The organism is Parasphingorhabdus sp., from assembly GCF_036963705.1.
In the GTDB taxonomy this organism is placed as follows: Bacteria; Pseudomonadota; Alphaproteobacteria; order Sphingomonadales; family Sphingomonadaceae; genus Parasphingorhabdus.
The window spans coordinates 47,107-71,331 of record NZ_JBALUT010000011.1 but is presented as its reverse complement, the minus strand read 5'-3'; the positions used below and the strand labels follow the sequence as shown (position 1 = coordinate 71,331).

19 protein-coding genes are annotated in these 24,225 nt (G+C 56.8%); 10 read left to right on the top strand and 9 right to left on the bottom strand.

Annotated elements, in window-relative coordinates:
* Together V7680_RS04435 and V7680_RS04430 are read right to left on the bottom strand one after the other, a co-directional pair.
* Nucleotides 1–177: ribonucleotide-diphosphate reductase subunit beta (locus V7680_RS04435; protein ID WP_335652089.1), on the bottom strand; the 177-nt coding region annotated here is incomplete at its 3' end.
* Between the two features lie 211 nt (nucleotides 178–388).
* Nucleotides 389–2,449, bottom strand: coding sequence for a ribonucleoside-diphosphate reductase subunit alpha (locus V7680_RS04430; RefSeq protein WP_335652085.1), 2,061 nt, complete (start codon nucleotides 2,447–2,449; stop codon nucleotides 389–391).
* A 576-nt stretch (nucleotides 2,450–3,025) separates the two neighbouring features.
* On the opposite strand from V7680_RS04430, the gene V7680_RS04425 reads away from it, so the two are divergent.
* Entirely contained in the window at nucleotides 3,026–3,802 is a 777-nt protein-coding gene (locus V7680_RS04425) for an SDR family oxidoreductase (RefSeq protein ID WP_335652084.1), read from the top strand.
* 49 nt (nucleotides 3,803–3,851) lie between these two features.
* On the opposite strand, the gene V7680_RS04420 is transcribed toward V7680_RS04425, so the two are convergent.
* Nucleotides 3,852–4,739: a DMT family transporter gene (locus V7680_RS04420; protein WP_335652083.1), complete on the bottom strand. Its 888-nt coding sequence runs from the start codon at nucleotides 4,737–4,739 to the stop codon at nucleotides 3,852–3,854.
* Nucleotides 4,740–5,023: 284 nt separating this feature from the next.
* Between V7680_RS04420 and V7680_RS04415 the strand changes: the two genes are divergently transcribed.
* Complete coding sequence (locus V7680_RS04415; protein WP_335652082.1) at nucleotides 5,024–6,547, top strand: fumarate hydratase; 1,524 nt, start codon at nucleotides 5,024–5,026, stop codon at nucleotides 6,545–6,547.
* Nucleotides 6,548–6,626: 79 nt separating this feature from the next.
* Here the strand turns inward: V7680_RS04415 and V7680_RS04410 are convergent, their stop codons facing one another.
* Complete coding sequence (locus tag V7680_RS04410; RefSeq protein WP_335652081.1) at nucleotides 6,627–8,771, bottom strand: putative bifunctional diguanylate cyclase/phosphodiesterase; 2,145 nt, start codon at nucleotides 8,769–8,771, stop codon at nucleotides 6,627–6,629.
* 355 nt (nucleotides 8,772–9,126) lie between these two features.
* On the opposite strand from V7680_RS04410, the gene V7680_RS04405 reads away from it, so the two are divergent.
* The 8 genes from V7680_RS04405 to V7680_RS04370 all read left to right on the top strand — a co-directional run bounded on the left by V7680_RS04405 (nucleotide 9,127) and on the right by V7680_RS04370 (nucleotide 19,622).
* The gene (locus V7680_RS04405; RefSeq protein ID WP_335652080.1) at nucleotides 9,127–9,396 is read left to right on the top strand and encodes a hypothetical protein; all 270 of its coding nucleotides are present in this window, start codon (nucleotides 9,127–9,129) and stop codon (nucleotides 9,394–9,396) included.
* 137 nt (nucleotides 9,397–9,533) lie between these two features.
* Nucleotides 9,534–11,630, top strand: coding sequence for a TonB-dependent receptor plug domain-containing protein (locus V7680_RS04400; protein ID WP_335652079.1), 2,097 nt, complete (start codon nucleotides 9,534–9,536; stop codon nucleotides 11,628–11,630).
* Nucleotides 11,631–11,696: 66 nt separating this feature from the next.
* Entirely contained in the window at nucleotides 11,697–13,505 is a 1,809-nt protein-coding gene (locus V7680_RS04395; protein WP_335652078.1) for an ABCB family ABC transporter ATP-binding protein/permease, read from the top strand.
* 79 nt (nucleotides 13,506–13,584) lie between these two features.
* Nucleotides 13,585–15,363, top strand: coding sequence for a DNA helicase RecQ (recQ, locus tag V7680_RS04390; protein ID WP_335652077.1), 1,779 nt, complete (start codon nucleotides 13,585–13,587; stop codon nucleotides 15,361–15,363).
* Between the two features lie 8 nt (nucleotides 15,364–15,371).
* A complete protein-coding gene (locus V7680_RS04385; protein ID WP_442954968.1) occupies nucleotides 15,372–15,893 on the top strand; it encodes a TIGR01244 family sulfur transferase in 522 nt (173 codons plus the stop codon).
* 47 nt (nucleotides 15,894–15,940) lie between these two features.
* Entirely contained in the window at nucleotides 15,941–16,840 is a 900-nt protein-coding gene (locus V7680_RS04380) for a sterol desaturase family protein (protein WP_335652076.1), read from the top strand.
* A gap of 215 nt (nucleotides 16,841–17,055) precedes the next feature.
* Nucleotides 17,056–18,102 carry a phosphatase PAP2 family protein gene (locus V7680_RS04375; protein ID WP_335652075.1) on the top strand — a complete coding sequence of 349 codons (1,047 nt, stop codon included), beginning with the start codon at nucleotides 17,056–17,058 and terminating at the stop codon, nucleotides 18,100–18,102.
* Entirely contained in the window at nucleotides 18,036–19,622 is a 1,587-nt protein-coding gene (locus V7680_RS04370; protein ID WP_335652074.1) for a GMC family oxidoreductase, read from the top strand. The genes V7680_RS04375 and V7680_RS04370 overlap by 67 nt, the downstream gene beginning before the upstream one ends.
* A 25-nt stretch (nucleotides 19,623–19,647) precedes the next feature.
* On the opposite strand, the gene amaB is transcribed toward V7680_RS04370, so the two are convergent.
* From amaB to V7680_RS04345, 5 genes are all read right to left on the bottom strand, one after another.
* A complete protein-coding gene (amaB, locus tag V7680_RS04365; RefSeq protein WP_335652073.1) occupies nucleotides 19,648–21,156 on the bottom strand; it encodes an L-piperidine-6-carboxylate dehydrogenase in 1,509 nt (502 codons plus the stop codon).
* A 207-nt stretch (nucleotides 21,157–21,363) separates the two neighbouring features.
* Nucleotides 21,364–22,686: an ammonium transporter gene (locus tag V7680_RS04360; RefSeq protein WP_335652072.1), complete on the bottom strand. Its 1,323-nt coding sequence runs from the start codon at nucleotides 22,684–22,686 to the stop codon at nucleotides 21,364–21,366.
* A gap of 18 nt (nucleotides 22,687–22,704) precedes the next feature.
* A complete protein-coding gene (locus V7680_RS04355) occupies nucleotides 22,705–23,043 on the bottom strand; it encodes a P-II family nitrogen regulator (protein ID WP_335652071.1) in 339 nt (112 codons plus the stop codon).
* A 142-nt stretch (nucleotides 23,044–23,185) separates the two neighbouring features.
* A complete protein-coding gene (locus V7680_RS04350) occupies nucleotides 23,186–24,016 on the bottom strand; it encodes a patatin-like phospholipase family protein (protein ID WP_335652070.1) in 831 nt (276 codons plus the stop codon).
* A complete protein-coding gene (locus tag V7680_RS04345; RefSeq protein WP_335652069.1) occupies nucleotides 24,013–24,225 on the bottom strand; it encodes a putative signal transducing protein in 213 nt (70 codons plus the stop codon). The genes V7680_RS04350 and V7680_RS04345 overlap by 4 nt, the downstream gene beginning before the upstream one ends.

Genomic DNA, 24,225 nt, shown 5'->3' with positions numbered 1-24,225 from the left:
AATCTGGGTCAGCAGATTGCGTTCGTGATCGGTGAGCTTTTGCGCCCAGTCACGGCAATCCTCGCCGAGCGGCACTTCTTCCGGCATCCAGTGAATCTGCTGCTGCCGTTTCCAGAACTCGTAGGCCCATGGATATTCAAAGGGCTTGTAGGTTTTGCGTGCTTCCAGAAGTGACATGTTAACTCGTTCTCCGCTTTATACTCGTCACCCCAGCGTCGGCTGGGGCCTAATCCAATCTTGTTTCACACACCATATTTTGGTCTGGATCCCAGCCTTCGCTGGGATGACAATTGATGTGCTGCGCGCTCTTTTACTTCCGAATAAAACGACCCCCTCCCAAAAGGAGCAAAGGGAGGGGGCAGTGGGCAAACTGCCTATGCCGCGCCGCCTATTGGCAGGCGAGACATTCGTCATAATCCGTCGTACCGGCGTTGGTCATCAGCTCGACCGTTTTCGGGTCGAGCGTATTGTCCGCTTCGACGCCGCCGCCAGCACTTTCGCTCATGATCGTTTCGCCACCGGCAAAGCCGGCGCGCTGGATCGATTTCGAGCGCAGATAGTAAAGCGACTTGATACCCAGTTCCCAAGCCCGGAAGTGGAGCATCAGCAAGTCCCATTTGTCGACATCGGCCGGGATGAACAGGTTCAGCGACTGCGCCTGATCAATATAGGGCGTGCGGTCGGCCGCAAGCTCGAGCAGCCAGCGCTGGTCGATCTCGAAGCTGGTCTTGTACGTGTCCTTTTCGTCCGCGCTGAGGAAATCGAGATGCTGGACGCTGCCGCCCTTCTCGAGGATCGAGTTCCAGACATTGTTGCTGTCCTTGCTCTTCTCCTGCAACAGTTTCAGCAGATGCGGGTTCTTGACCACGAAGCTGCCCGAGAGCGTCTTGTGGGTGTAGATGTTCGCCGGGATCGGTTCGATACAAGCCGAGGCGCCACCGCAGATGATGCTGATCGACGCGGTCGGTGCGATCGCCATCTTGCAGCTGAACCGCTCCATCACGCCCTGATCGGCAGCATCGGGACAAGGTCCGCGTTCCTTGGCGAGCATCATGCTGGCTTCGGATGCTTTGGCCGAAACATGCTTGAAGATCTTGAAGTTCCACGATTTTGCCAGCGCGCTTTCGAAGCCGAGGCCGCGGGCCTGAAGGAAGCTGTGATAGCCCATCACGCCAAGACCGACGCTGCGTTCGCGCATCGCGCTATATTTCGCCCGCGCCATTTCTTCCGGCGCGCGGTCGATATAATCCTGCAGGACATTGTCGAGGAAGCGCATGACGTCCTCGATAAAGCCCTTCTCGACCGACCACTCATCCCATTTCTCGAGATTAAGCGAGGACAGGCAACACACTGCAGTCCTGTCCTCGCCAAGGTGATCGCGACCCGTGGGCAGTGTGATCTCTGAACAAAGATTGGAGGTTGAAACCTTGAGACCCAGATCGCGGTGATGCTTGGGCATCATCCGGTTCACCGTGTCGCTGAAAATGATATAAGGCTCGCCGGTAGCCAGCCGTGTCTCGACCAGCTTCTGGAACAGGCTGCGCGCATCGACCGTGCCGCGAACCGAACCGTCTTTCGGCGATTTGAGATCAAATTCCCTACCGTCGCGGACCGCTTCCATGAATTCGTCGGTCAGCAATACGCCGTGATGCAGGTTCAGAGCCTTGCGGTTAAAGTCGCCGGAAGGCTTTCTGATTTCAAGAAATTCTTCGATTTCGGGATGGTTGACGTCGAGATAGCAAGCCGCCGAACCGCGACGCAGCGAACCCTGTGAAATTGCCAGGGTAAGGCTGTCCATCACGCGGACGAACGGAATGATGCCCGATGTCTTGCCGTTCAGGCCAACCGGTTCGCCGATACCGCGAACGCTGCCCCAATAGGTGCCGATGCCACCGCCGCGCGAAGCGAGCCAGACATTTTCGTTCCAGGTGTTGACGATGCCGCCGAGGCTGTCATCGACGCTGTTGAGATAGCAGCTGATCGGCAGACCGCGACCGGTGCCGCCGTTGGACAGCACAGGAGTCGCAGGCATGAACCAGAGCTTGGAGATGGCATCATAAAGACGCTGGGCATGATCCTGATCATCGGCATAAGCGTCGGCCACGCGAGCGAACAGATCCTGATAGGATTCGCCGGGCAACAGATAACGGTCGTTGAGCGTTTCCTTGCCGAAATCGGTCAGCAACGCGTCGCGGCTGTCATCCTGCGTGATCTTGAAGCGACGCTTCTCAACGCTATGGCTGTCCCGCTCGGCCTTCAATTCCTTCTCGTCATTGGCCTTGGCCGAAGCAGCTTCTGCCGCTGCCTTCTTGCTGACTTCGGGTTCGCTGGTCGGCTTTGTGCTTCCGGTTTTGCTTTTTGGCGTATCTAATACTTCCGCGCCCATGTCACTCTCACTCACATCTGTTCCGGACACGTTTTCACTGTCGCGGTTGTCTCTAAAATCCATCAAAGCCCCCTAAAATCACTCTACTAATCCAACGATCACAGCGGCCTACGGGCCGATCGATCGCCGGGATTTTTTTCGGGCGTTTGTTCCTGTCTTGTTCGACTCGGGTCTAAGCCCTAATCCTAACAGTTATATCGCCCGGGTGGGCATTTATTTTCCTGCCCGAAACCCCATAAATGTGGTTGCATTCGGCACAAAGGGAGCTGTCCACCGAGTCGGTGTTACAGACGACTAATACTATAAGTTGGTGTGCCCCCTCGGCCTAACCACAACCTATAGTGGCTGAATCAGAATTTTATGCAAGGGGGTAAATGATATATTAACGACTCCGTTCGTCGCATAAATGAATCGCTTCGTCGACCGCCGATTCATGCTGCAGTGCAGCGACGCGTGGACCTTCTAGGCCTCGTGCAAAGTGCAAGAGTCGATGGTAAAATTTACAAAAAAACTATCCACTGATGATACACAGGGGGTGAACGCACGATTAGTTCACCAGATATGGTAGCCCATTCATCGGCAATGTGATTTACAGACGCTAGCGAAGACATAACCCACGGATCGGATCGGCGATATATTATGGACCTGAAACTAGAAAACAAATCGGTATTGGTGACGGCCGGCAGCAAGGGCATCGGCCTTGCCACCGCGCGCGGATTTTACGAAGCGGGTGCGAGGGTCGCAATTTGCGGGCGCTCTCGGGAAAATCTCGATGCCGCTGCGGCGCTCATGCCTGGCTGCCACATTATCGCCGGTGATGTGTCGAACGCCGATGACATCGAGCGGATTGTCGCTTCGGCCACGGAGGAATCAGGCGGCATCGATATATTGGTCAACAACGCAGGCGGGCCCCCGCCCGGCCTGTTTGTTGATCTAGACGATTCGGATTGGGCGAAAGCGGTGGAACTCACCTTGATGTCCGTCGTCCGGACGACCCGCCTGGTCCTGCCGCATATGCAGGCGCAAAAATGGGGCCGGATTGTCAACATTTCCTCGTCCGGCGTGAAACAGCCCGTGCCCGGCCTTACCCTCTCCAACAGCATCCGCATGGCGGTGCTTGGCTGGGCCAAGACGCTGGCCAATCAAGTCGGTCCGGACAATATTCTGGTCAATACCGTTTGCCCCGGCTCCACCAATACCGATCGTATTACGCAGATACTGGAGACCCGATCGGCGGCTTCCGGGAAATCTGTCGACGAGCTCGCGCAAGCCATGGCTGAACAAATCCCGCTTCGACGGATTGGTCAGCCGGAGGAAGTTGCCAATCTTGCGGTGTTCCTCGGCTCCGAAGCAGCGAGCTATATTACAGGCACCGCCATACAGGTGGACGGCGGCTCGGTTCAAAGTCTGAGCTAGATCTATTGCCCTTCGATTGCCTGCCGCCAGCGGCGATCTTCCGAGACTGCTAGCGCTGTTCGCGGTCGACCAGAAGTTCGGTGGCCGGCTTGCGCCGTAGCGCCACTATCAGCACGCCACCAATCGCCAGCGCTGCGCCCAGCCCCATGCGCAAATCGAAATCATCATTGGTTATCAACACCCCAAGAGCTATCGTTGCCAGCGGCGTTATCAGGGTAAGCGGCGCGAGAAGGTTCGCCTCGTAATTGCGGATCAGGTGATAATAAGCGGAATGCGCGCCTACCGACACGATCAGCGCGGTAAACAGCACGGCAGCGATCAACGGCCATCCGGCTGCGGTTGCGGCTGACCATTGCCCCTGCTCCAGGAACAGGGAACATAATGTCAGGGAGATGACCGACACCAGCCCGACCCACGCCTGAAAACGGAACGGAGCGACATCGACAACCCGCTTCATCAGCACGGCGCCCGCGGACCCCGCGAGGGCCGCCGCCGCAACAAACCACAGACCGACCGAGAGAGTGACGCCAGCGGGTCGCCAGATCACTATCAATACCCCGATCAACGTCAGCCCGATCCCGATCCCCCTGCGCCAATGCACGCGCTCGCCTAGCATCAGAACCGATAACAATATCGTGAACGGAACCCCTAGCTGCAATATGATCGCGGCCGACGACGGTGATGTTGTCTGCAGGCCGACGAACAGCAAGCCGAAATTTCCGCCGCCCATCAGCAAGCCGATCAATATGATCCGCCAGGCCGGTCGCGGCATTGGCAGAAGCCACGGCAGCATCACAAGCGCGACCACTGCAAAGCGGAGCGCGGCGTAGAATAATGGCGGAACCGCCCAGTCGTCGACGATGATCTTGCTCAAAACATTGTTAAAGGCCCAAATCAGGCAGATCATTACGAGAAGTAGGAAGTCACGCACGCGCATAATTGGATTCCTTGACGGGTATTCGATTCTCCCCGCTTCCTTGTCCGTATCGCCTGATTGAGTTGTTCGCAATCGCAGCATGGATTGTACGACCGATTATATTTATGTCGTCGAGCACCGACATCCCATATTTCGGGACAGGTGGATCGCGGCATTGAACCGGCATCATCCATCAACCATACCAGCCAAGCGCCGACCAGTGCTGCGTTACAAAAACTTGCCCGGTCCGATCATATCGGCCAAAAGGCAGGCAGATCGCATTTCGCCGATATTCTGGAGCATTCATGACCACGACCATAAAGACCGCCGACCTCGTTGAAAGCGTCGCCGATGCGCTGCAATTTATCTCTTATTACCATCCGATGGATTATATCCGGGCGCTCGGCAAAGCTTATGATGCGGAGAAATCGCCGGCGGCCAAAGATGCGATCGCCCAGATTCTGACCAATTCGAAAATGTGCGCCGAGGGCCACCGGCCAATTTGCCAGGATACCGGAATCGTAAACGTCTTCGTCAAATGGGGCATGGACTGCCGGCTTGATGAGACATCGCAATCGATGCAGGAAATTGTCGATGAAGGCGTGCGCCGCGCCTATCTCCATCCCGAAAACAAGCTCCGCGCCTCGATCCTTGCCGACCCTGCATTTACTCGGCGCAACACTAAGGACAATACCCCTAGCGTGCTGCACGTTGAGATGGTTCCCGGCAACACAGTCTCGGTCGACGTCGCGGCCAAGGGTGGCGGATCGGAAAATAAATCCAAGTTCAAAATGATGAACCCAAGCGACAATATCGTCGACTGGGTGCTGGAAATGATTCCCTTAATGGGTGCCGGCTGGTGCCCTCCCGGCATGCTCGGCATTGGTATCGGCGGCACTGCCGAACGCGCCGTATTGCTCGCTAAACAGAGCCTAATGGATCCCATCGACATGGGGCAATTGAAAGAACGCGGACCGCGCACTGATATCGAGGAACTGCGGATCGAGATTTTCGATAAGGTCAATGCGCTGGGCATCGGCGCGCAGGGACTGGGAGGTCTGTCGACCATCCTCGACGTCAAGATCAACGACTGGCCCTGCCACGCCGCTGGCAAGCCGGTCGCGATGATCCCCAATTGCGCCGCCACCCGCCACGCGCATTTCACGCTGGCTGGCAGCGGCCCCGCCTATCTTGAACCACCGAAGCTGGACGAATGGCCTGACGTAAACTGGACGCCGTCGTCGGAAGCCAAGCGCGTGCATCTGGATCAGCTTGATGCTGCAGAAGTGGCAACGTGGAAACATGGTGACCGGCTGCTGCTGAACGGCAAGATGCTGACCGGCCGCGACGCCGCGCACAAGCGGATCAAGGATATGCTCGACAAGGGCGAACAGCTGCCCGTCGAATTCAGGGGCCGGGTGATCTATTATGTTGGTCCGGTTGACCCGGTTGGCGAGGAAATCGTTGGCCCGGCTGGCCCGACTACGGCGACGCGGATGGACCAGTTCACCGACATGATGCTCGAACAGGGCCTGCTCGCAATGGTTGGCAAGGCCGAACGCGGGCTGGATACCGTCGCCTCAATCAAAAAGCACAAGAGCGCCTATTTGATGGCGGTCGGCGGCAGCGCCTATCTGGTGTCTCGCGCGATCAAGGGCTCCAAGGTCGTCGGCTTTGAAGACCTCGGCATGGAAGCTATTTATGAATTTGAAGTGCAGGATATGCCGGTAACCGTGGCCGTCGATGCCGAAGGGCAAAGCGTCCACCATCTCGCGCCGCTGGTCTGGCAGGAGAAGATCAGGAAAGAAGGTTTGTTGGCAGGGGTCTGAGTAAAGGTACCTCACTCCTTTTTCCGAACAACGGCTTTTTGAATCTTGGACTGATCAGTGACCGGCCGTCGAGACTCGACTATGAACCGCTAGTAGCAACCTGCATGAATTGCGGTTTGCTTGGCGGGCTGGACGCATCGCGGTTCATCGGATAATTCCCGGGTGGCAAGGCTGTCACCGGCATGCCCGCAGCGCAAAGATCGTAAGGTGACACCCGGTGACGGGTGCACAGACCACCCGCGCCATCGCCGACCAACGGGGTTTCAAACTCGACCCCCAACATCGCTTCCTTTGCACGGATCACGGTACAGATAACCAATTGGCCGCCGCCAAGATCGAGAACAAGTTTCGTGCCTAGTGGAACGCCAAGCATCCCTTCAAATCTTGCGCCGGATTTCGAAAGGTCGCGCATCACCACTTCGTAGCGATGATCTTCGTGGATCGCACCAATGCGGCGGAACACGGTGCGCCGGTCCGGCCGGTACAATTCCGGTCCGTCGGGCTCGATCCGGAATTCCCCGCTTCCGAGTTTTTCCTCAATCTCTTCCAACCTGAGCGCCTTGGAATAGATCCAGCCCTGAATATACCGGGCGCCCTTGGAACAGACGAGTTTAAACTGGTCAAAGGCCTCGACCCCCTCGACGGTCGTTTCCATTCCCAGCGCTTCTGACAGGCTAACGATAGCGGCAATGATCTTGGCGCTATTCTTGTCTTTCTGGGTACAGGAATCGACAAAACTCTTGTCGACCTTGATTTTATCAAACGGGGCCGATCGCAGGTAGCTGAGCGATGAGTAGCCGGTTCCAAAGTCATCCAGCGCCAGCCGCACACCCAGCTCCTTGAGGATTCTAAAGGTATTATCGATGGTTTCGCTGTCGCCCATGAAGACGCTTTCCGTCAGCTCCAGCTCAAGCCGTTCCGGGTCCAGGCCGCTAGAGGCAAGCGCATTCATAACGATTTCCGGGAAACCGCTATTGGCGAATTGCACCACCGATACATTGACCGCCACCCGGACCGATTTCGGCCAGTTGAGAGCATCATGGCAAGCCCGGCGTAGCGCCCATTCACCCAATTGATTGATCAGATTCAATTCTTCGGCAATCGGGATGAACACGGCGGGACTGACCCCTCCCCGCTCCGGATGAACCCAGCGCATCAGCGCCTCGAACCCGACAATCATATGATCATCGGTCCGCACGACCGGTTGATAGTGAAGCTCGACCTGATCATTGGCCAGCGCGTCGCGGAGGTCTTCGACCAGGATGCGTCGCTCTTCTTCCTCATTCTTCAAACTGGCAGAATAGAAACGGAACTGACCACGTCCGGAATTTTTCGCGGCATAGAGGGCGAGATCGGAACTGCGAACCAGCTCATCTTTCTCGACACCATCATAAGGCGCGATAGCGATGCCAATCGACGTTCCGATTGTCGCGCGCTTGTCATCGATCGGATAGGGTTGGGATACGGCCTTGACGATTTTCTCGGCAAGCTCGCCCAGTTTTCCCCGGTCATCCATATCCGGCAATATGATCTGAAATTCATCACCGCCCAAACGCCCGATTTCACCGCTTTCGTCGATAATGCCGCGCATTCGCTTGGCGACTTGCTTGAGCAATTCATCGCCGGCCGCATGGCCCATCGTATCATTGACCTGTTTGAAACGGTCAAGATCGAGCATCATGATTGCACAGCTACGATTGGCGGCTTTGAATGCGGCAAGCATGGCGGTGAGCCGGCTGTCCATGCGATGGCGGTTGGCAAGCCCCGTGAGCGAATCAAATTCGGCTGCTCGGGAAGCTTTCAGTTTGCGTTGATATTCGACGGTCACATCTTTCGCATTGCCCCGATAACCCTGGAATTCTCCCGAATCATCGAATTTTGGATGGCCGGAAATCAACCACCATGTCGGACGATCCTCCCGCCCAAGCGTTTGTGGAACACGACGCACTACGAGATCGTTGATCTTGCTGCGCTTGCTGAGGTGATATTTGAATGGACGGTCGGATTTCTCGTCCGGGTTGTCCGGATCATTTTCAAACAGGTGGGTCAGCGGAACAGCGAGCAACTCGCTGATCGGCTTGTTCAAATTTTCCGCTGCTTTTTCGGATAGATAAACCAGATGACCATCGGCATCGGTCGCCCATAGCCAGCTTATCCCCGCTTGCTCGAAATCATCCAGAATCTCGATACGCCGGGCGTTATCGTTCGACCGGATGACGGACACAACCTCCTCTTCTCCGCTGTTGGCAGAGTCGCTTGAAAATGCTTGTAAAAACCTTTTTGCCACTTTGAATCCCACAATTCCGAGACTAACCATCCCCTAAAATGGTTAAATTGGCTGTAACATAATGTCACAAATTTGATAAATATAGCGTGGCTATGCGCGGATGCTTGCCATTTTTTGCAAATACGAAGCGGTGCCGGGATCCGAAATAGCGGGGCCACTAACCTATCGCCAACAAGCCGTCGGTGATGATCGCGTCCTGCGGCTCAGTCCTTCCCGTGCCGCTTCGGGTCGGACCGGTGGATTAATTTTCTGACCAAATGACAATGTCAGCAAATGCGCCTATATTGAGGCCATGTATATTTTCATCATTTTCCTCTGCGGCGTCGCCAATTTCGCGATGCACAAGGCCATGCTCGAGAGCAACCATCCGATCATTGCCGAAGCGCGTGGTAGTTTCCGGAAAATCCTCGGCCCCTATGGCAGCTATATGCTGGAATTTTTCATGCTCGTCTCGGCGATGATTTTCGCCAATATGGGCATGCTTACTGCGGTGATTTTCTATTTCATCTATACGCTCGCCAATTGCGCGGCGGCCTGGGTGCTTTTTTTCAACAAGCATTAAGATTGAGCGGCTTAACGCTCGAAACGACCAATGCTGTTTATCCGACTACGGATGTAGTTTATCGAAAGCCGGTATCGACTGTAACCAATCGGACATAGCAGCAACCATTCCAGAAGAAATGGATTGGGGGAAGTAACTTGAACGACAGAATATGGGCTTTGGCTGGCATCGCCGTGAGTGCAATGGTCGCATCGAACCTTTTCCCCATTGCAGCCCATGCCCAGACAGCAGCCCTCTCGTCTTTACAACCGCGAACAGAAAACGGGCGCCAGATTTTCGACGCCGCGCAATTTGCCCGATTCAATCCCCGCACCGCGCTCGACATTGTCAGTCAAGTGCCCGGATTCACCATCGACACCGGAGATGATGACGAGCGCGGACTGGGCCAGGCCGACGAAAATGTGCTGATCAACGGCGCGCGCATCTCCGGCAAGAATAGTGATGCCTTCACCTTTCTTGGCCGGATTTCCGCTGCGAATGTTCTGCGAGTCGAAATCGTAGACGGAGCGACGCTCAGCATTTCCGGTCTTTCTGGACAGGTCCTCAATCTGGTAACCAACGCCGATCACGGAAATGGCCTGAGCGGCAATTTCAAATGGAAACCGCAATGGCGCCGCTCGGGCAATAACTGGTTTGCCGGAGAAGCATCGGTCAGCGGCAAGCTCGGCAAAGGCGACTTCACCGTGGCGATTGAAAATGATGCCGCGCGCAATGGTGTCGAGGGACCGGAGCGGATTACCGACCGCTTTGGCAACCTGTTGTTCGAACGCGACGAGATTGCCCGCTATCGCCAGGACCAACCCAAGCTGAGCGGATCCTATAACCGCACCAGCGAAGCTGGTTCGGTGTTCAATGCCAATGGCGCCTACCAGATTTTCCGGCGTCGGGAATCGGTTGACACTGATCGCACACAGGTCGGTCAGCCGGACATTTTCGAACTTTATGATAGCCGCGAGAATGAATGGAATGCGGAATTCAGTGCCGATTATGAATTTGCACTGGGCAACGGGCGGCTGAAGCTTATCGGCTTGCAGCGCTTCGAACATAGTCCGGTTAGCGATTTTTTCGGTCAGACATTTACCGATGGCATCACACCCCCGAACGGCAGCCGGTTTGACCGGGTTACCGATGAAGGCGAGTCGATATTTCGCGCTGAATATGGCTGGAAGACAAAGGGCGGAACCGATTGGGGCCTCAGCGTCGAAGGCGCCTATAATTTCCTCGACAATGAAGGCGCTTTGGCGGTGCTCGATCCCCAGGGTATTTTCCAGCCAGTCGCCTTGACCAACGCCAACAGCAAAGTCACCGAATATCGCGGTGAATTCATCGGCTCCTACGGACGCCCCCTTTCGGACATGCTGAGCCTTCAGGCAACATTGGGCGGGGAATATAGCAAGATCAGCCAGAGCGGGGCAGCGGGCCAGAGCCGGTCTTTCGTTCGACCGAAGGGATCGGTCTCGCTGGCCTGGAAGCCTCAGAATGATCTCGACATCAGCTTGAAACTGGAACGGTCTGTCGGTCAGTTGAATTTCTTTGATTTCGTCGAATCCGTAGATGTGTCCCAGAACAACGGTAATGCAGGAAACCCCGAACTGGTGCCGCCGCAAAGCTGGCGGGCAGAGCTGGAAGCGACCCAGAAGCTGGGGCCATGGGGATCAATGACCGTCAACATATATGGCGAAAAATTCAGCGACATTGTCGATTCCATCCCGATCACCGCAACCACCGAGGCCCGGGGCAATCTTGACAGCGCGACCAGCTATGGTGTGGAACTGGTGACCAGCATATTGTTCGATCCGATCGGCTGGAACGGGGCCAAGCTAGATTTTGAAGGCGAAGTTCGCAAAAGTTCGCTGAGCGATCCGGTGACTGGAGTGTCCCGGAGGATAAACGACGACAAGATATTCACCTATGAAGCCACGTTGCGCCACGACATTCCTGGCAGCAATTGGGCATGGGGCGCTGGTATCGAAGATTTTCGCTATTCCAAATTTCTGCGCCTCGACCAGAGCAATCGCTTTCGCACCGCCGCTCCCTATAGCTGGATATTCGTCGAGCATAAGAATGTGTTCGGGCTGACTGTGCAAGCCAATCTGGGCAATCTGTTCGGGCGGAGCGAGGGATTTACCCGCACGGTCTATGAAAACCGACGCGACGGACCGATTGCCTTTGTCGAAGACCGCAGCCGCGAATTCGGTCTGATTTATCGCCTGACAGTCAGCGGCAGTTTTTAACGCACCGCTCGTCAGGAAAATTTAGCCAGATAGACTTTCCGCCCGAGCATCCCTACATCCGGCCTCATGCCACCTGATTATGCTACCGAGGGTCAGATCGACCCGCCAATGATTCCTACGCTCAAGCGATTCCTGCCCTATCTCTGGCCCAAGGGTGAGCCGGGGTTGCGTCTGCGGATCATTGTCGCCGGATTTCTGGTGCTTTGTGCGAAAGCGGCGATTCTGACGATGCCGTTCCTGTACAAGGCGGTTATCGACGGCATGTCCAATGATGCACTCGGCACAGAGCTGACCGTGTTGCTCGCTCTGGTTGCCGCATATGGCCTGGCGCGGTTCGGGCAGGTGATGTTCGACAATCTGCGGAATATCGTATTTGAAAAGGTCGGTCAGCAAGCAGCCCGGCGTCTCGCGACCAATGTCTTTACCCATCTCCATAGCCTGTCGCTGCGTTTTCATCTCAATCGCCGCACCGGCGAAGTGACTAAGGTCATTGAACGCGGGACCAGAAGCATCGATGTGATGCTCTATTTTCTCCTGTTCAATATTGCCCCGACGTTTGTTGAGCTGACCGCGGTGCTGGTCATCTTCCAGATCAAGTTCGGCTTCGGACTGGTCGCTGCGACCATGGCAATGGTTGCCTTCTATATCATTTTCACCCGCAAGGTCACCGACTGGCGCAACGCGCTACGGGCCAGAATGAATGACATGGACACGCGGGTTATCGGCCGCTCGGTCGATGCCCTGCTCAATTACGAAACAGTCAAATATTTTACCGCCGAGCAGCGCGAAACCGAGCGTTATGACAATGCGATGCGGGACTGGGCAAGCGCTGCGGTCAAGTCCGAAAACTCGCTGGGGCTGCTCAATATCGGCCAGTCGATCATCACCAATCTCACCATGATCGGCGCGATGGCATTCAGCGTATACGGATGGCAACAGGGCAATCTCACGGTCGGTGATCTGGTGCTGGTCAACGCGTTGCTGATGCAGCTGTTCCGGCCACTGGATATGCTGGGCACCGTCTATCGTACCTTGCGTCAGGGTCTGGTCGACATGGATGCGATGTTCAAATTGATCGACACCAAACAGGAAATTGTCGACAAGCCGGGCGCGAAGCCGTTGCAGGTTTCCGATGGTTCGGTTCGGTTCGAAAATGTGGTGTTCAACTATGACGATGATCGCCAGATATTGCACGGGCTGGATTTTGAAGTTCCGGCTGACGGGACGCTTGCGATTGTCGGGCCGTCCGGTGCCGGCAAGTCCACGATCGCGCGGCTGTTGTTCCGTTTCTATGACCCGCAGTCCGGTCGGATATTGATCGACGGTCAGGACATAGCCGAAGTCACCCAGCACAGCCTGCGCGGCGCGATCGGCATCGTTCCGCAAGACAGCGTGCTTTTCAACGACAGTATCGGCTATAATATCGGCTATGGGCGCGAAGGCGCAACCCAGGCGGAGATCGAGGAAGCCGCACGCGGGGCGGCGCTGGATGGATTTATCGCCAAGCTGCCCGATGGCTATGACACCCAGGTCGGCGAGAGGGGATTGAAATTGTCCGGCGGCGAGAAGCAGCGCGTCGCGATAGCCCGCACCCTGCTTAAAAATCCGCCCGTGTTGATATTGGACGAAGCGACATCGGCGCTCGACAGCCGCACGGAGGACGAAATCCAGGCGACGCTCGCCAAGATATCGGAACGCCGCACGACGTTGATCATCGCACACCGGCTATCGACGATCACCCACGCCGACGAGATCATCGTGCTCGACGAAGGTCGTATCGCCGAACGCGGCAGTCACCGGCAATTGCTGGTCAAACGTGGTCTCTACTCGGATATGTGGAAGCGGCAGGCGGAGGACCAGCGGGAAAAGGCGTGACCGTCCGCGCGGATTACATTTTCGGTCATAATCGCTTTTGCTGTTTCGCATTCGACCGTCTCTGGCTAGGGACAGAGGAATGACCGAAGCCCTCCTTCCCCTGCTCAAATCGACCTTCGGCTTCAGCAGCTTTCGCGGCATGCAGGCCGATGTGTTGCAGCGGGTGATGGCGAAGCAGAATACGCTCGCCGTCATGCCGACCGGCTCCGGAAAATCGCTCTGCTACCAATTACCCGCCATCGCCAATAGGGGCACGACCATCGTGATATCGCCGCTGATCGCGCTGATGCACGATCAGTTACGTAGCGCCGAAGCGGTCGGGATCAGGGCAGCCACCCTCACCTCGGCCGACGATAACCGCGCCGAGACAATTGCCCGTCTGAAGGCTGGCCAGCTGGACCTGCTCTACGCCGCGCCGGAACGCGCGTCCCAATCGCATTTTCGCGAATTGCTGGAACAGACAGACATCTCGCTCTTTGCTATCGACGAAGCGCATTGCGTTTCCGAATGGGGCCATGACTTCCGGCCCGACTATCGATTGCTCCGCCCCCTGCTCGATCATTTTGGCCAAGTGCCGCGGCTGGCGCTGACTGCCACCGCCGACGCCCATACCCGCGACGATATATTGGTTCAGCTGGGAATCGAACAAGACGGCCTGATCCTTGCCGGTTTTGACCGCCCCAATATCCGCTATAGCATGAGCCCGCGCAGCGGTCTGGCTCGGCAGATCGGTGATCTCGTCGATCGCATTCCTGGACCCGGGATTGTCTACGCACAGACCCGCGCCGCCACCGAGAAAATGGCCAGCCAGATCGCCAGCACCGGACGCAGCGCCCGCGCCTATCACGCTGGCTTGCCGTCGGAAGTTCGTCAGCAGAACCAGCATGATTTCGTTGCATCGGAAGACATGGTGATGGTCGCCACCATCGCTTTCGGCATGGGGATCGACAAGCCGGATGTCCGCTTCGTCGCCCATGCCGGATTGCCCAAATCGATCGAAGCCTATTATCAGGAAACCGGTCGTGCCGGCCGCGATGGCGACCCGGCGGAGGCGCATATGTTCTGGGGCGCAGAAGATTTCGCCAGAGCGCGGCAACGGCTGGGCGAAATCGATGAGACCCGGCTGGAGAGCGAGCGAACTAGACTCGCGGCCTTGGGCGGTCTGGTCGAGACTCCGGGATGCCGCCGCGCGATTTTGCTCCGACATTTTGGCGAGCATCCAGCCGATCAATGCGGCAATTGCGACAATTGCCTGAACGCTCCGGAAACCCGCAACGTCACCGAACTGGCACGCAAATTCCTCTCGGCCGTCTATCGCACCGGACAGAGTTTCGGTGTCACTCATCTCGAGGCGGTGCTGACTGGGCGGCAAGACGAGAAAATCCTCGCGCGCGGGCATGACCAGCTTTCGGTTTTCGATATTGTCGGTGAAGAGGAAGCCGCTCTGATCAAGCCCGTCTCACGATCGCTGTTGCTGCGCGATGCGCTGCGCAACACCGATCATGGCGGCCTGATGTTCGGACCCGAAGCGCGGAAAATTCTCAAGGGCGAGCAGGAAATCGCGATCGTCGAACCGCCCAAGCGGACATCGCGGAAACGGCGCGGCGGCAGCGCCTCTCCCAACCCGTTTGGTGACCCCTTGTTCGAGGCGCTGCGTGCAAAACGTATGGAACTGGCCAAGGAACTGGGCGTGCCGCCTTATGTAATCTTTCACGACAGCGTGCTGCGTGATATGACCGGCCTGAAACCGGATAGCCTGTCAGCGCTCAGTGAACTGCCCGGCGTCGGCGCGGCAAAACTGGAAAAACATGGCGACGCGTTTCTGGCGGTGATCCGCGAAGTGACCGAAGCAGCCTAGGCCAATATATGAGATTTCTGCCCGCCTTATTACCAATAGCCTTGATCGGCTGTAGCGCGGCAACCGCAACCGATACGCCCATTCCTACAGAGGAGACCCAGAGCATGTTCCGGAAAATTAACGACAATATCAGCGTGGCACCGCAAATCAGTCTTGACGACATCACTACGGCCAAGGCCGAAGGCGTGACCCTGATCATCAACAATCGTCCCGATGGCGAGGATCCGTCTGCTCCTCAGAGTGCCGATATCGAAGCGGCTGCTCGGGAAGCGGGCATGAAATATATCGCGATCCCGATAACCCACAGCGGCTTTTCGGGGCCGCAGGTCGATGCAATGATCGCAGCACTCGCCGATGGTGACAAGATTCTCGCTTATTGCCGTTCGGGTACGCGCTCCACATTGTTATGGTCGCTGGCACAGGCAAAACAAGGCGTCTCGCCGGACGAAATCTCCCGGCTCGCTGGCAATGCAGGGTATGATATCACCCCGGTTCGGGCGATGGTCGATGCGCTCTCCGCAGGGCAGTGATCGCGGTAGCTAGACAGCCACTAACATTTGTGTAAGTAATCGGATCTATGGAAAACCTGCCATCTCCGACCAACTGGGCTGTCCCCTTTTTCATCCTCACCGTCGCGATGGAATGGATCTGGAGCCGCAGGAACACCAAGATCCGCTACGAGACCAAGGATGCGCTCACTTCGCTGGCGCTGGGTACCGGCAGCGTTGTTGCCGGACTGCTGACCGGCGGCCTTGTCCTGGCACTCAGCCTGTGGGTTTACGAGCATCGAATCATCGATATCGAACTGGACTGGAAGACCCTTCTCTGGCTTGCTCCGCTGGCCTTCGTGCTCGACGATTTCGCCTATTACTGGTTCCATCGCACGGCGCATCGCGTCCGCTGGTTCTGGGCAGCGCATGTCATCCACCACAGCAGCCAGCATTATAATCTCACGACAGCGCTGCGGCAGACCTGGACCGGTTTTTTTGCCCTCAGTTTCATTTTTTCGATGCCGCTGTTCTTCCTCGGCATTCCGCCGGCGCTGATTTTCTTCCTCTCGGGGCTGAACCTGATCTATCAATATTGGATCCACACCGAAGCGATCGACCGGATGCCTCGCTGGTTCGAAGCGGTGATGAACACGCCTTCGCACCACCGCGTCCATCATGCGACCAACCCGCGCTATCTCGACCGCAATTATGCCGGAGTGTTCATCGTCTGGGACAAGATGTTCGGCACCTATGAACCGGAGACAGATGCGGAAAAAATCCAATATGGCATCATCAAGAATCTGGAAAACTTCAACCTTTTCTGGGCCGCCTTTCATGAATGGATAGGCATTGCCAAGGACCTGTGGTCAGCGCCATGGCGGCACAAGTGGAACTATATAGTCAAGCCGCCCGGCTGGAGCCATGATGGCAGCCGCGAAAGCAGCGAGATGATCAGGGATCGCTGGCAGCGGGACCTTAAAAGCTAGCGTTATCAGACGTTACATTTTTGTTACTATCCTTTGTCTGAAAAAGAGCGCAAGCGCGCGTTAGAGGGTGGAGGCCCCTCCAGCCGTGCATGATTCGCACGCGGGTCGCACATTGGAAACATTTTGGGATTTTCGGGAGAGTACGGTCGCGCACGCCGCGCGCTGGTATCTATTCAGACATGGTTTGCAAAGATACTGTGCAGGAGCGCCTGCTCATGGATATGAGCGACGTCCAGGACCTTCACGTCGACAAACAATCACGGATCGCACGGATCGTCCCGACCAGCTGGTTTCTCGGCTTGCTCGCCTGCAGCCTGCTAATCGTCATCGCGATGATGGGATGGGCCGGTCTCGGCATGGATTTGCTCAAGATGAGCAACGGCAAGTATTTCCTGCTGCTGACCCTGCTCGCAACCGGCCGCTATATGCTGCGGGCGCATCCGAGCGGATGGCAACGGGTTGTGTGTGACTTTTGCGAATATGCAGGCCTTTTTGTGTTCATCAGCTTGCTTGGAGCGACCGCGACCTATCCCGCCGCTGCCGCAACCAGCGGATTTGTCGACCCAGCGCTGGCACGGATCGACGCTTTCCTGGGTTTCGAGTGGATCAACTGGTATATTTTGGTCGCCAACAACCCCTGGCTGCAAACGGCAGGCAGCATCGCCTATGCCAATATCTATATGTCACCCGTACTGCTGCTAGGCGGTCTCGCGCTCAGCGGCGAACGCGCCCGCGCTCAGCTTTTCCTGTTCAGCTTCTGGTTCGCTGCCCTGATCACCATGGTGGCATTTCTCGCTTTTCCCGCTGTCGGTCCGCTGGCCTATGTTTGGCAAGGGCCGGTTCCCTATATGCCAACCAGCGCGCTATATCAGGCGGAATTCATTCCACTGCTGCGCGACAATCTATTCTTCATGGTTGATCTCGGCGCGCTGCAGGGGCTGGTTTGCGCGCCCAGTTTCCACACCGCGGCCGCCGTCATCTATATCGCGATGGCGTGGCAATGCCGCTATTTGCGCTGGCCATTGCTGGTTATCAATGGCGCGATGCTGCTGTCGACCCCGGTTGAGGGGACCCATTATCTGATCGATATGATCGGCGGTGCAATTGTTGGATTATTTGCACTGTGCACGGCCGGTGCAATACAATATAGCCTCCCCAAATTGCGGCAAGAACGCAGATGGAGAGAGATTGGAATATGGCAGAATTTGACATCATCGTCATCGGCGGCGGTTCCGCCGGTAGTGCAGTCGCAGGACGGCTGAGCGAAGACGGGAAACGCACCGTTTGCCTGATCGAAGCGGGCGGAAGCAATGACAATTTTCTTGTCAAAACACCTGGACTACTGCCGTTTTTACCAAAGAACACCAATTGGCAATTTGATACAATTCCTCAAAAAGGCCTGAACGGGCGCACCGGTTATCAACCACGCGGACGCGGGCTTGGCGGATCGAGCGCGATCAACGCGATGGTCTATATCCGCGGCAATAAATGGGATTATGACAATTGGGCGGCGATGGGCTGTACCGGTTGGTCCCATGATGATGTCCTGCCCTATTTCAAGAAATCGGAAGGCAATGAACGCGGCGGCGATGACCATCATGGCGGCGATGGTCCGCTTTCGGTGTCCGATCAGAAATGGCCCAATCCGGGAAGCGTCGCCTTCGTGGAAGCGGCGCGCAATCTGCAGCTACCGATTCTTGACGATTTCAACGGCGAGAAGCAGGAAGGCATGGGAATATACCAAGTGACGCAGAAAGGTGGCGAACGCTGGTCAGCTGCGCGCGCCTATGTCGAACCTGCCCGTTCCCGTCCGAATCTTACGATCAAGACCGATTCGCTGGTCGAAAAACTGATCATCGAAAACGGCCGTGTCACCGGCGTGAAAATCAAGCGCGGTTCCGGCAGCGAGACTATTTCTGCCCGCGAGGCCGTAGTCCTCTCCGCCGGCGCGTTCGGAACGCCCCATATCCTCCAGCTTTCAGGCATTGGTCCGGCAGCACATCTCAAGGAAAAGGGCGTTGATGTAATCGTCGACAAGCCCGAAGTCGGCGAGAATCTGAAGGATCATATCGACTTTGTCTCCGGCTATCAGACCGAATCCACCGAATTGATCGGCGATTCACTTGCTGGCACTTGGCGCATGGGCAAGGCAATCTTCCAGCACAGGCTGAAGCGCACGGGCATCATGACCTCTCCCTATGCCGAAGCAGGCGGTTTCTGGAGCAGCGGACCGGAAGTTCCAGCCCCCGATATCCAATATCATTTCGTACCGGCGATGCTCGAAGATCATGGCCGCGAGAAGGTCAAGGGCCACGGCTTCAGCTGTCACGCCTGCGTGCTCCGGCCGCATAGCAAGGGCACGGTCCGTCTCAACAATAGTGACCCGACCGCGCCTCCGGCGCTCGACCCGAATTTTCTCGATGATGACCGGGATATCGCAACCCTGCGCAAGGGCGTGAGGCACATGAAGCGGATATTAGAAACCCCGCCGCTGACCGATTTTTCACCGACCGACCGGCATCCAATCGACATCGACAATGATGCGGAACTGGATGCATTGATCCGGGCTCGCGCTGACACTGTCTATCATCCGGTCGGCACCTGTCGCATGGGTGCGGACGATGACGCGGTCGTCGATCCACGGCTGAAATTCAAGGGGCTGGAAGGCCTCTATATTGCCGATGCCTCGATCATGCCGGAAATTGTCAGCGGCAACACCAACGCGCCGAGCATCATGATCGGTGAACGGGCGGCAGATTTCATCAAGGCGGATCTGGGCTAAGCGGCCCGGGCGCGGAACGCGGAGTCTATAGGTCGAAATTCACCCCTTGTGCGAGCGGCAGGTCGGCTGAATAGTTGATGGTGTTGGTCGCACGGCGCATATAGGCTTTCCACGCATCGGAGCCGGATTCCCGGCCACCGCCGGTTTCCTTTTCGCCGCCGAAAGCCCCACCAATTTCTGCGCCGGACGTACCAATATTGACATTGGCAATGCCGCAATCGGAGCCGGCCGCTGACAGAAATTGCTCGGCTTCGCGCATGTTCATCGTGAAGATCGACGATGACAAGCCCGCTCCGACTGCATTTTGCAGTGCCATGGCCTCATCCAGTTCGTTGTAGCGCATCACGTAGAGGATCGGTGCAAATGTCTCGCGGCAGACAATATCGGATTGTTCCGTCATCTCGACCAATGCCGGTTTGACGTAATACGCTCCAGTAACACCGCTGTCGTGGCGAGCGCCGCCGGTCACGGCCCCGCCCTGCTCTCTGGCTTGCGCCAGCGCGTCTTGCATACCGTCAAAGGCAGCCTGGTCGATAAGCGGTCCGACCAAGGCATCCTGTGCCAGCGGGTCGCCGATCGAGATGCTGGCATAAGCGGCTTTGAGCGGAGTCAGCAGATCATCGTAGATATCGTCATGGACGAACAACCGCCGCATACTGGTACAGCGCTGCCCCGCCGTGCCGACCGCGCTGAACAATATGCCGCGCACAGCCATATCCAGATCAGCCGAAGGCGCCACGATACAGGCATTATTGCCACCCAGTTCCAATATCGACTTGGCGAAGCGGCTGGCGAGGCGTTGCCCCACTGCCCTACCCATCGCGGTCGAACCAGTTGCCGAGACCAGCGGTACCTGAGGGTGATCAACCAATATCTCCCCGACATCACGCGCGCCGACGACAAGGCCGGTCAAACCTTCAGGAGCTTCTTCAAAATCTGCTGCGACCCGTTCGAATATCGCGTGGCAGGCCATAGCGGTCAGAGGCGTTTTCTCCGATGGTTTCCAGACCACGCTGTTGCCGCAGACCAGAGCGATCGCTGTGTTCCACGCCCAAACCGCGACCGGGAAATTAAACGCCGATATCACTCCAACCACGCCGAGCGGATGCCAGGTTTCCATCATCCGGTGGCCGGGCCGTTCAGAAGCAATCGTCAGACCATATAGCTGACGCGAAAGACCGACCGCAAAATCGCAAATATCGATCATTTCCTGCACTTCGCCAGCGCCTTCGGATGGAATTTTTCCCGCCTCGATCGAGACCAGCCGGGCGAGATCATCCTTATGCTCGCGCAAGGCATTGCCGAATAGCCGGACCAGCTCACCGCGCCGGGGTGCTGGCACCGACCGCCATTGCAGAAATGCCTGATGGGCTCGCGCAATCGTGCGATCGACAGCGCTGGCCTCCGTCATGCCGACCGCCGCGATCTGTTCTCCGGTAAGCGGAGAGTGAACCGCAAGTCCTCCGTCAGAAAGGCGATCTGCGGATATGCCGATCCCGCGCAATATTTCACTGGTCTGATCTTTATAGGACATGGCGGTTCCTTGCTGTGGCTAAGCGGCTGCAAATGACAGTCGCACCCGATAATTGCAAATGAAACAAGGTAGAGGCCAGAGGCTTAGAAACGCAAAAAAGGCCGGGATGTTTTCACATCACCGGCCATAAAGTTGCTTGTTCGCAGGAGGAACAAATGGAGGCGCCGACCCGATTTGGGAGAGGAAGGCCGGCGCCAAACTCTAGAATTAGTAGTTATAGGCGCGCTCACCATGTTCGCCGAGATCGAGACCTTCTTGCTCGACTTCTTCGGTGACCCGCAGTCCGGTGATCAGCTTGGCGGTATACATCGCGATAACCGTTCCGACACCAGCCCAGCCGATTGTGACCAGGACACCGACGATCTGGGTCACAACCTGTGCACCCATTGCCGTAGAACCGTCGCCAGGTCCGCCAAACATTGGCTGATAGACGATGCCGGTACCGATCGCACCGACCATGCCGCCGATGCCGTGGATGCCGAAAGCATCCAGCGAATCATCATAACCAAGTTTCGGTTTGAGGAAGGAAACCGCATAGTAGCAGACCAGCGATGCAACCGCACCGAGGACAATGGCACCGAAAGGCCCGCTGTTACCCGCTGCAGGTGTTACCGCAACCAGACCGGCGATTACACCTGAACAGAAGCCCAGTGCCGATCCTTTGTGACCGCTCATCTTTTCAGCCAGCATCCAGAACAGGGCGCCCGAAGCAGTGGCAACAAATGTGTTGATCATCGCAAGGCCGGCTGTGCCGTCTGCTTCCAGTTCGGAACCAGCGTTAAAGCCGAACCAACCAACCCAGAGCAGTCCGGTACCGATCATGGTCAGCGTCAGGCTGTGTGGTGCCATTGGCTCTTTTGGATAGCCCTTGCGATTGCCGAGGATGAGAGCTGCAACCAGCGCCGATACACCAGCATTGATATGCACAACCGTACCACCAGCAAAGTCGAGAGCGCCCATTTCAAAGAGCAATCCGCCGCCGGCCCAGACCATATGAGCGATCGGGAAATAAACGATCGTCAACCAGACCGCGCCGAACACCATGACCGCCGAGAATTTCATCCGCTCCACAACCGACCCGAGCACGAGTGCCAGGGTGATAGCCGCGAAGGTCATCTGGAAGGAGATGAACACATATTCCGAGATCACTTCGTCGGAGAATGTTGCAGCGGTGCTGGAACTGTCTACGCCAGCGAGGAAAAACTTGCCCCAGCTGATGAAGGCATTGCCTTCAGGTCCGAACGCCAGACCGTAGCCATACATGACCCAGATCAGCATAGCGAGGCAGGCTGCTCCACCGATTTGCGTCATCGTCGACAACATATTCTTGGTGCGTGTCAGACCGCCGTAAAACAAAGCGAGGCCCGGCAGTATCATCAGCAAGACCAGGATAGTTGCCGTCATCATCCAAGCATTGTTCCCCGGATTGGGCACGGCTGCGGCCACCTCGGCAGCCTCTTGCGCAAAGGCTGGAACGGAAAGGCTGGCTAAGGCCCCCATTCCCGTCAGTTTTGTCAAAAATTTTCTCATGTCTATCTGCTTCCCCGATTAAATTGCTGTGTCGCCGGTTTCGCCGGTGCGGATGCGAACGGCGCCTTCAAGGCCAAGCATGAATATCTTGCCGTCGCCGATCGATTCCGTCCCGGCCGCTGCCTGAATGGCCTCGACCGCCTGGGCGGCAACAGCACTGCTGCAAGCCACTTCGATTTTCAGTTTCGGTACCATGTTGGTGGTATATTCTGCACCGCGATAGACTTCCGTCTGGCCCTTTTGCCGACCGAAGCCTTTGACTTCGGTTACGGTCATGCCGGACACGCCGACACCGGTCAGTGCTTCACGAACATCGTCAAGTTTGAACGGTTTGATTATGGCTATGATAAATTTCATTACGCCCCCTATGGTTGTTACTTGGGGACACATCGCAAGGCGCGTGCCAGAATCACAAGCCTATGGATTTAAAGGGTTTTCAAGAAATTCAGTCGCTTAAGAAAGAGTAAATTTTGTGCATTGCAGCACGAATGCACAAAATTTAGGCACGCCCCTCGGCCAGTTTGGCCAATATATGCGGGATGACTTTCTCGGTCTCGCGTCGGCCGATGGCGATCAGTTCCTCGGCGCGGGTGAAGTTCTGGATGTCGATATGGCCAACCGGCGGCGACATCGCAAAGTCGGGCGGGTCGAGCGCCAGCGAATAGCGACCGAGATTGCGTAGCGACAAGCCGACCGATGCCTTTACGATCGCCAGGCTATTGGGTTCCTTGCCCTTTTGTTCCGCGATCCCGGCCGCGATCGCACGATTGATGAAATCATCCTGCAGGTTGACCGACAGGCACAAAGCCTCAGGCGCGAGTTCGCGGACCGGCGACACCGGAACCGGCAAAGCAGCGCCTCCGTCGACGAGCAACCGGCCTTCATGTTGCACCGGCTTGAATATTCCAGGCAGTGACATCGAGGCCCGGATGGCCGGCACCAGCTTGCCCGATTTCATGATTATCGTATCACCGGTACGCAGGTCAGCAGCGACCGCAGCGACCGGAAACGGCAGGTCCTCGAAGTCGAGATCGCCGAATTCGATCCCCAGCTCTTTCTCGATATTGCGCGCACCCATGACGGCACCGCGCTTGAAATGCGGGTCCATGAACCGCAGCATGTTGCGGAAATTGACGTTGCGAGCCATGTCCTCGAGATAGTCGAGCTTGCCGACCGCATAGCTGGCGCCAACGATCGCACCCATCGAAGTGCCCGCAATGGCAGCAATTTCCAGCGGCGATTCATCAATCGCGCGGAGCACACCAATATGGGTCCAGCCGAGACCAGCGCCGCCGCCAAGGGCGAGCGAGATTTTTCCGGCTCCGCTCATAGCGACACGTCCTCTGCCAATATTGCTTTTGCTTCTGCCAGATCCTCGGCCAGCACCATAACCCGAGCGGGAAGCGCGATACCGGCTCCTTCGACTATGTTCACACCGCTATCGAAACAGACTGCTCCGATCCCGGCGGCTTCCAGCCGACCACGGATAATCTCGGCTTCGACACCGTGCATGTGCCGGGACAGTTCCACCAGACTCAT

Excerpts from the sequence above, each read along its gene's own strand:
- V7680_RS04360 (WP_335652072.1), bottom strand. The coding sequence starts at position 22,686 with ATGAGAAAATTTTTGACAAAACTGACGGGAATGGGGGCCTTAGCCAGC.
- V7680_RS04395 (WP_335652078.1), top strand. The coding sequence starts at position 11,697 with ATGCCACCTGATTATGCTACCGAGGGTCAGATCGACCCGCCAATGATT.
- V7680_RS04430 (WP_335652085.1), bottom strand. The coding sequence starts at position 2,449 with ATGGATTTTAGAGACAACCGCGACAGTGAAAACGTGTCCGGAACAGAT.
- V7680_RS04415 (WP_335652082.1), top strand. The coding sequence starts at position 5,024 with ATGACCACGACCATAAAGACCGCCGACCTCGTTGAAAGCGTCGCCGAT.
- V7680_RS04370 (WP_335652074.1), top strand. The coding sequence starts at position 18,036 with ATGGCAGAATTTGACATCATCGTCATCGGCGGCGGTTCCGCCGGTAGT.
- V7680_RS04405 (WP_335652080.1), top strand. The coding sequence starts at position 9,127 with ATGTATATTTTCATCATTTTCCTCTGCGGCGTCGCCAATTTCGCGATG.
- amaB (WP_335652073.1), bottom strand. The coding sequence starts at position 21,156 with ATGTCCTATAAAGATCAGACCAGTGAAATATTGCGCGGGATCGGCATA.
- V7680_RS04375 (WP_335652075.1), top strand. The coding sequence starts at position 17,056 with ATGGATATGAGCGACGTCCAGGACCTTCACGTCGACAAACAATCACGG.
- V7680_RS04385 (WP_442954968.1), top strand. The coding sequence starts at position 15,372 with ATGAGATTTCTGCCCGCCTTATTACCAATAGCCTTGATCGGCTGTAGC.
- V7680_RS04380 (WP_335652076.1), top strand. The coding sequence starts at position 15,941 with ATGGAAAACCTGCCATCTCCGACCAACTGGGCTGTCCCCTTTTTCATC.
- V7680_RS04425 (WP_335652084.1), top strand. The coding sequence starts at position 3,026 with ATGGACCTGAAACTAGAAAACAAATCGGTATTGGTGACGGCCGGCAGC.
- V7680_RS04345 (WP_335652069.1), bottom strand. The coding sequence starts at position 24,225 with ATGAGTCTGGTGGAACTGTCCCGGCACATGCACGGTGTCGAAGCCGAG.
- recQ (WP_335652077.1), top strand. The coding sequence starts at position 13,585 with ATGACCGAAGCCCTCCTTCCCCTGCTCAAATCGACCTTCGGCTTCAGC.
- V7680_RS04355 (WP_335652071.1), bottom strand. The coding sequence starts at position 23,043 with ATGAAATTTATCATAGCCATAATCAAACCGTTCAAACTTGACGATGTT.
- V7680_RS04420 (WP_335652083.1), bottom strand. The coding sequence starts at position 4,739 with ATGCGCGTGCGTGACTTCCTACTTCTCGTAATGATCTGCCTGATTTGG.
- V7680_RS04350 (WP_335652070.1), bottom strand. The coding sequence starts at position 24,016 with ATGAGCGGAGCCGGAAAAATCTCGCTCGCCCTTGGCGGCGGCGCTGGT.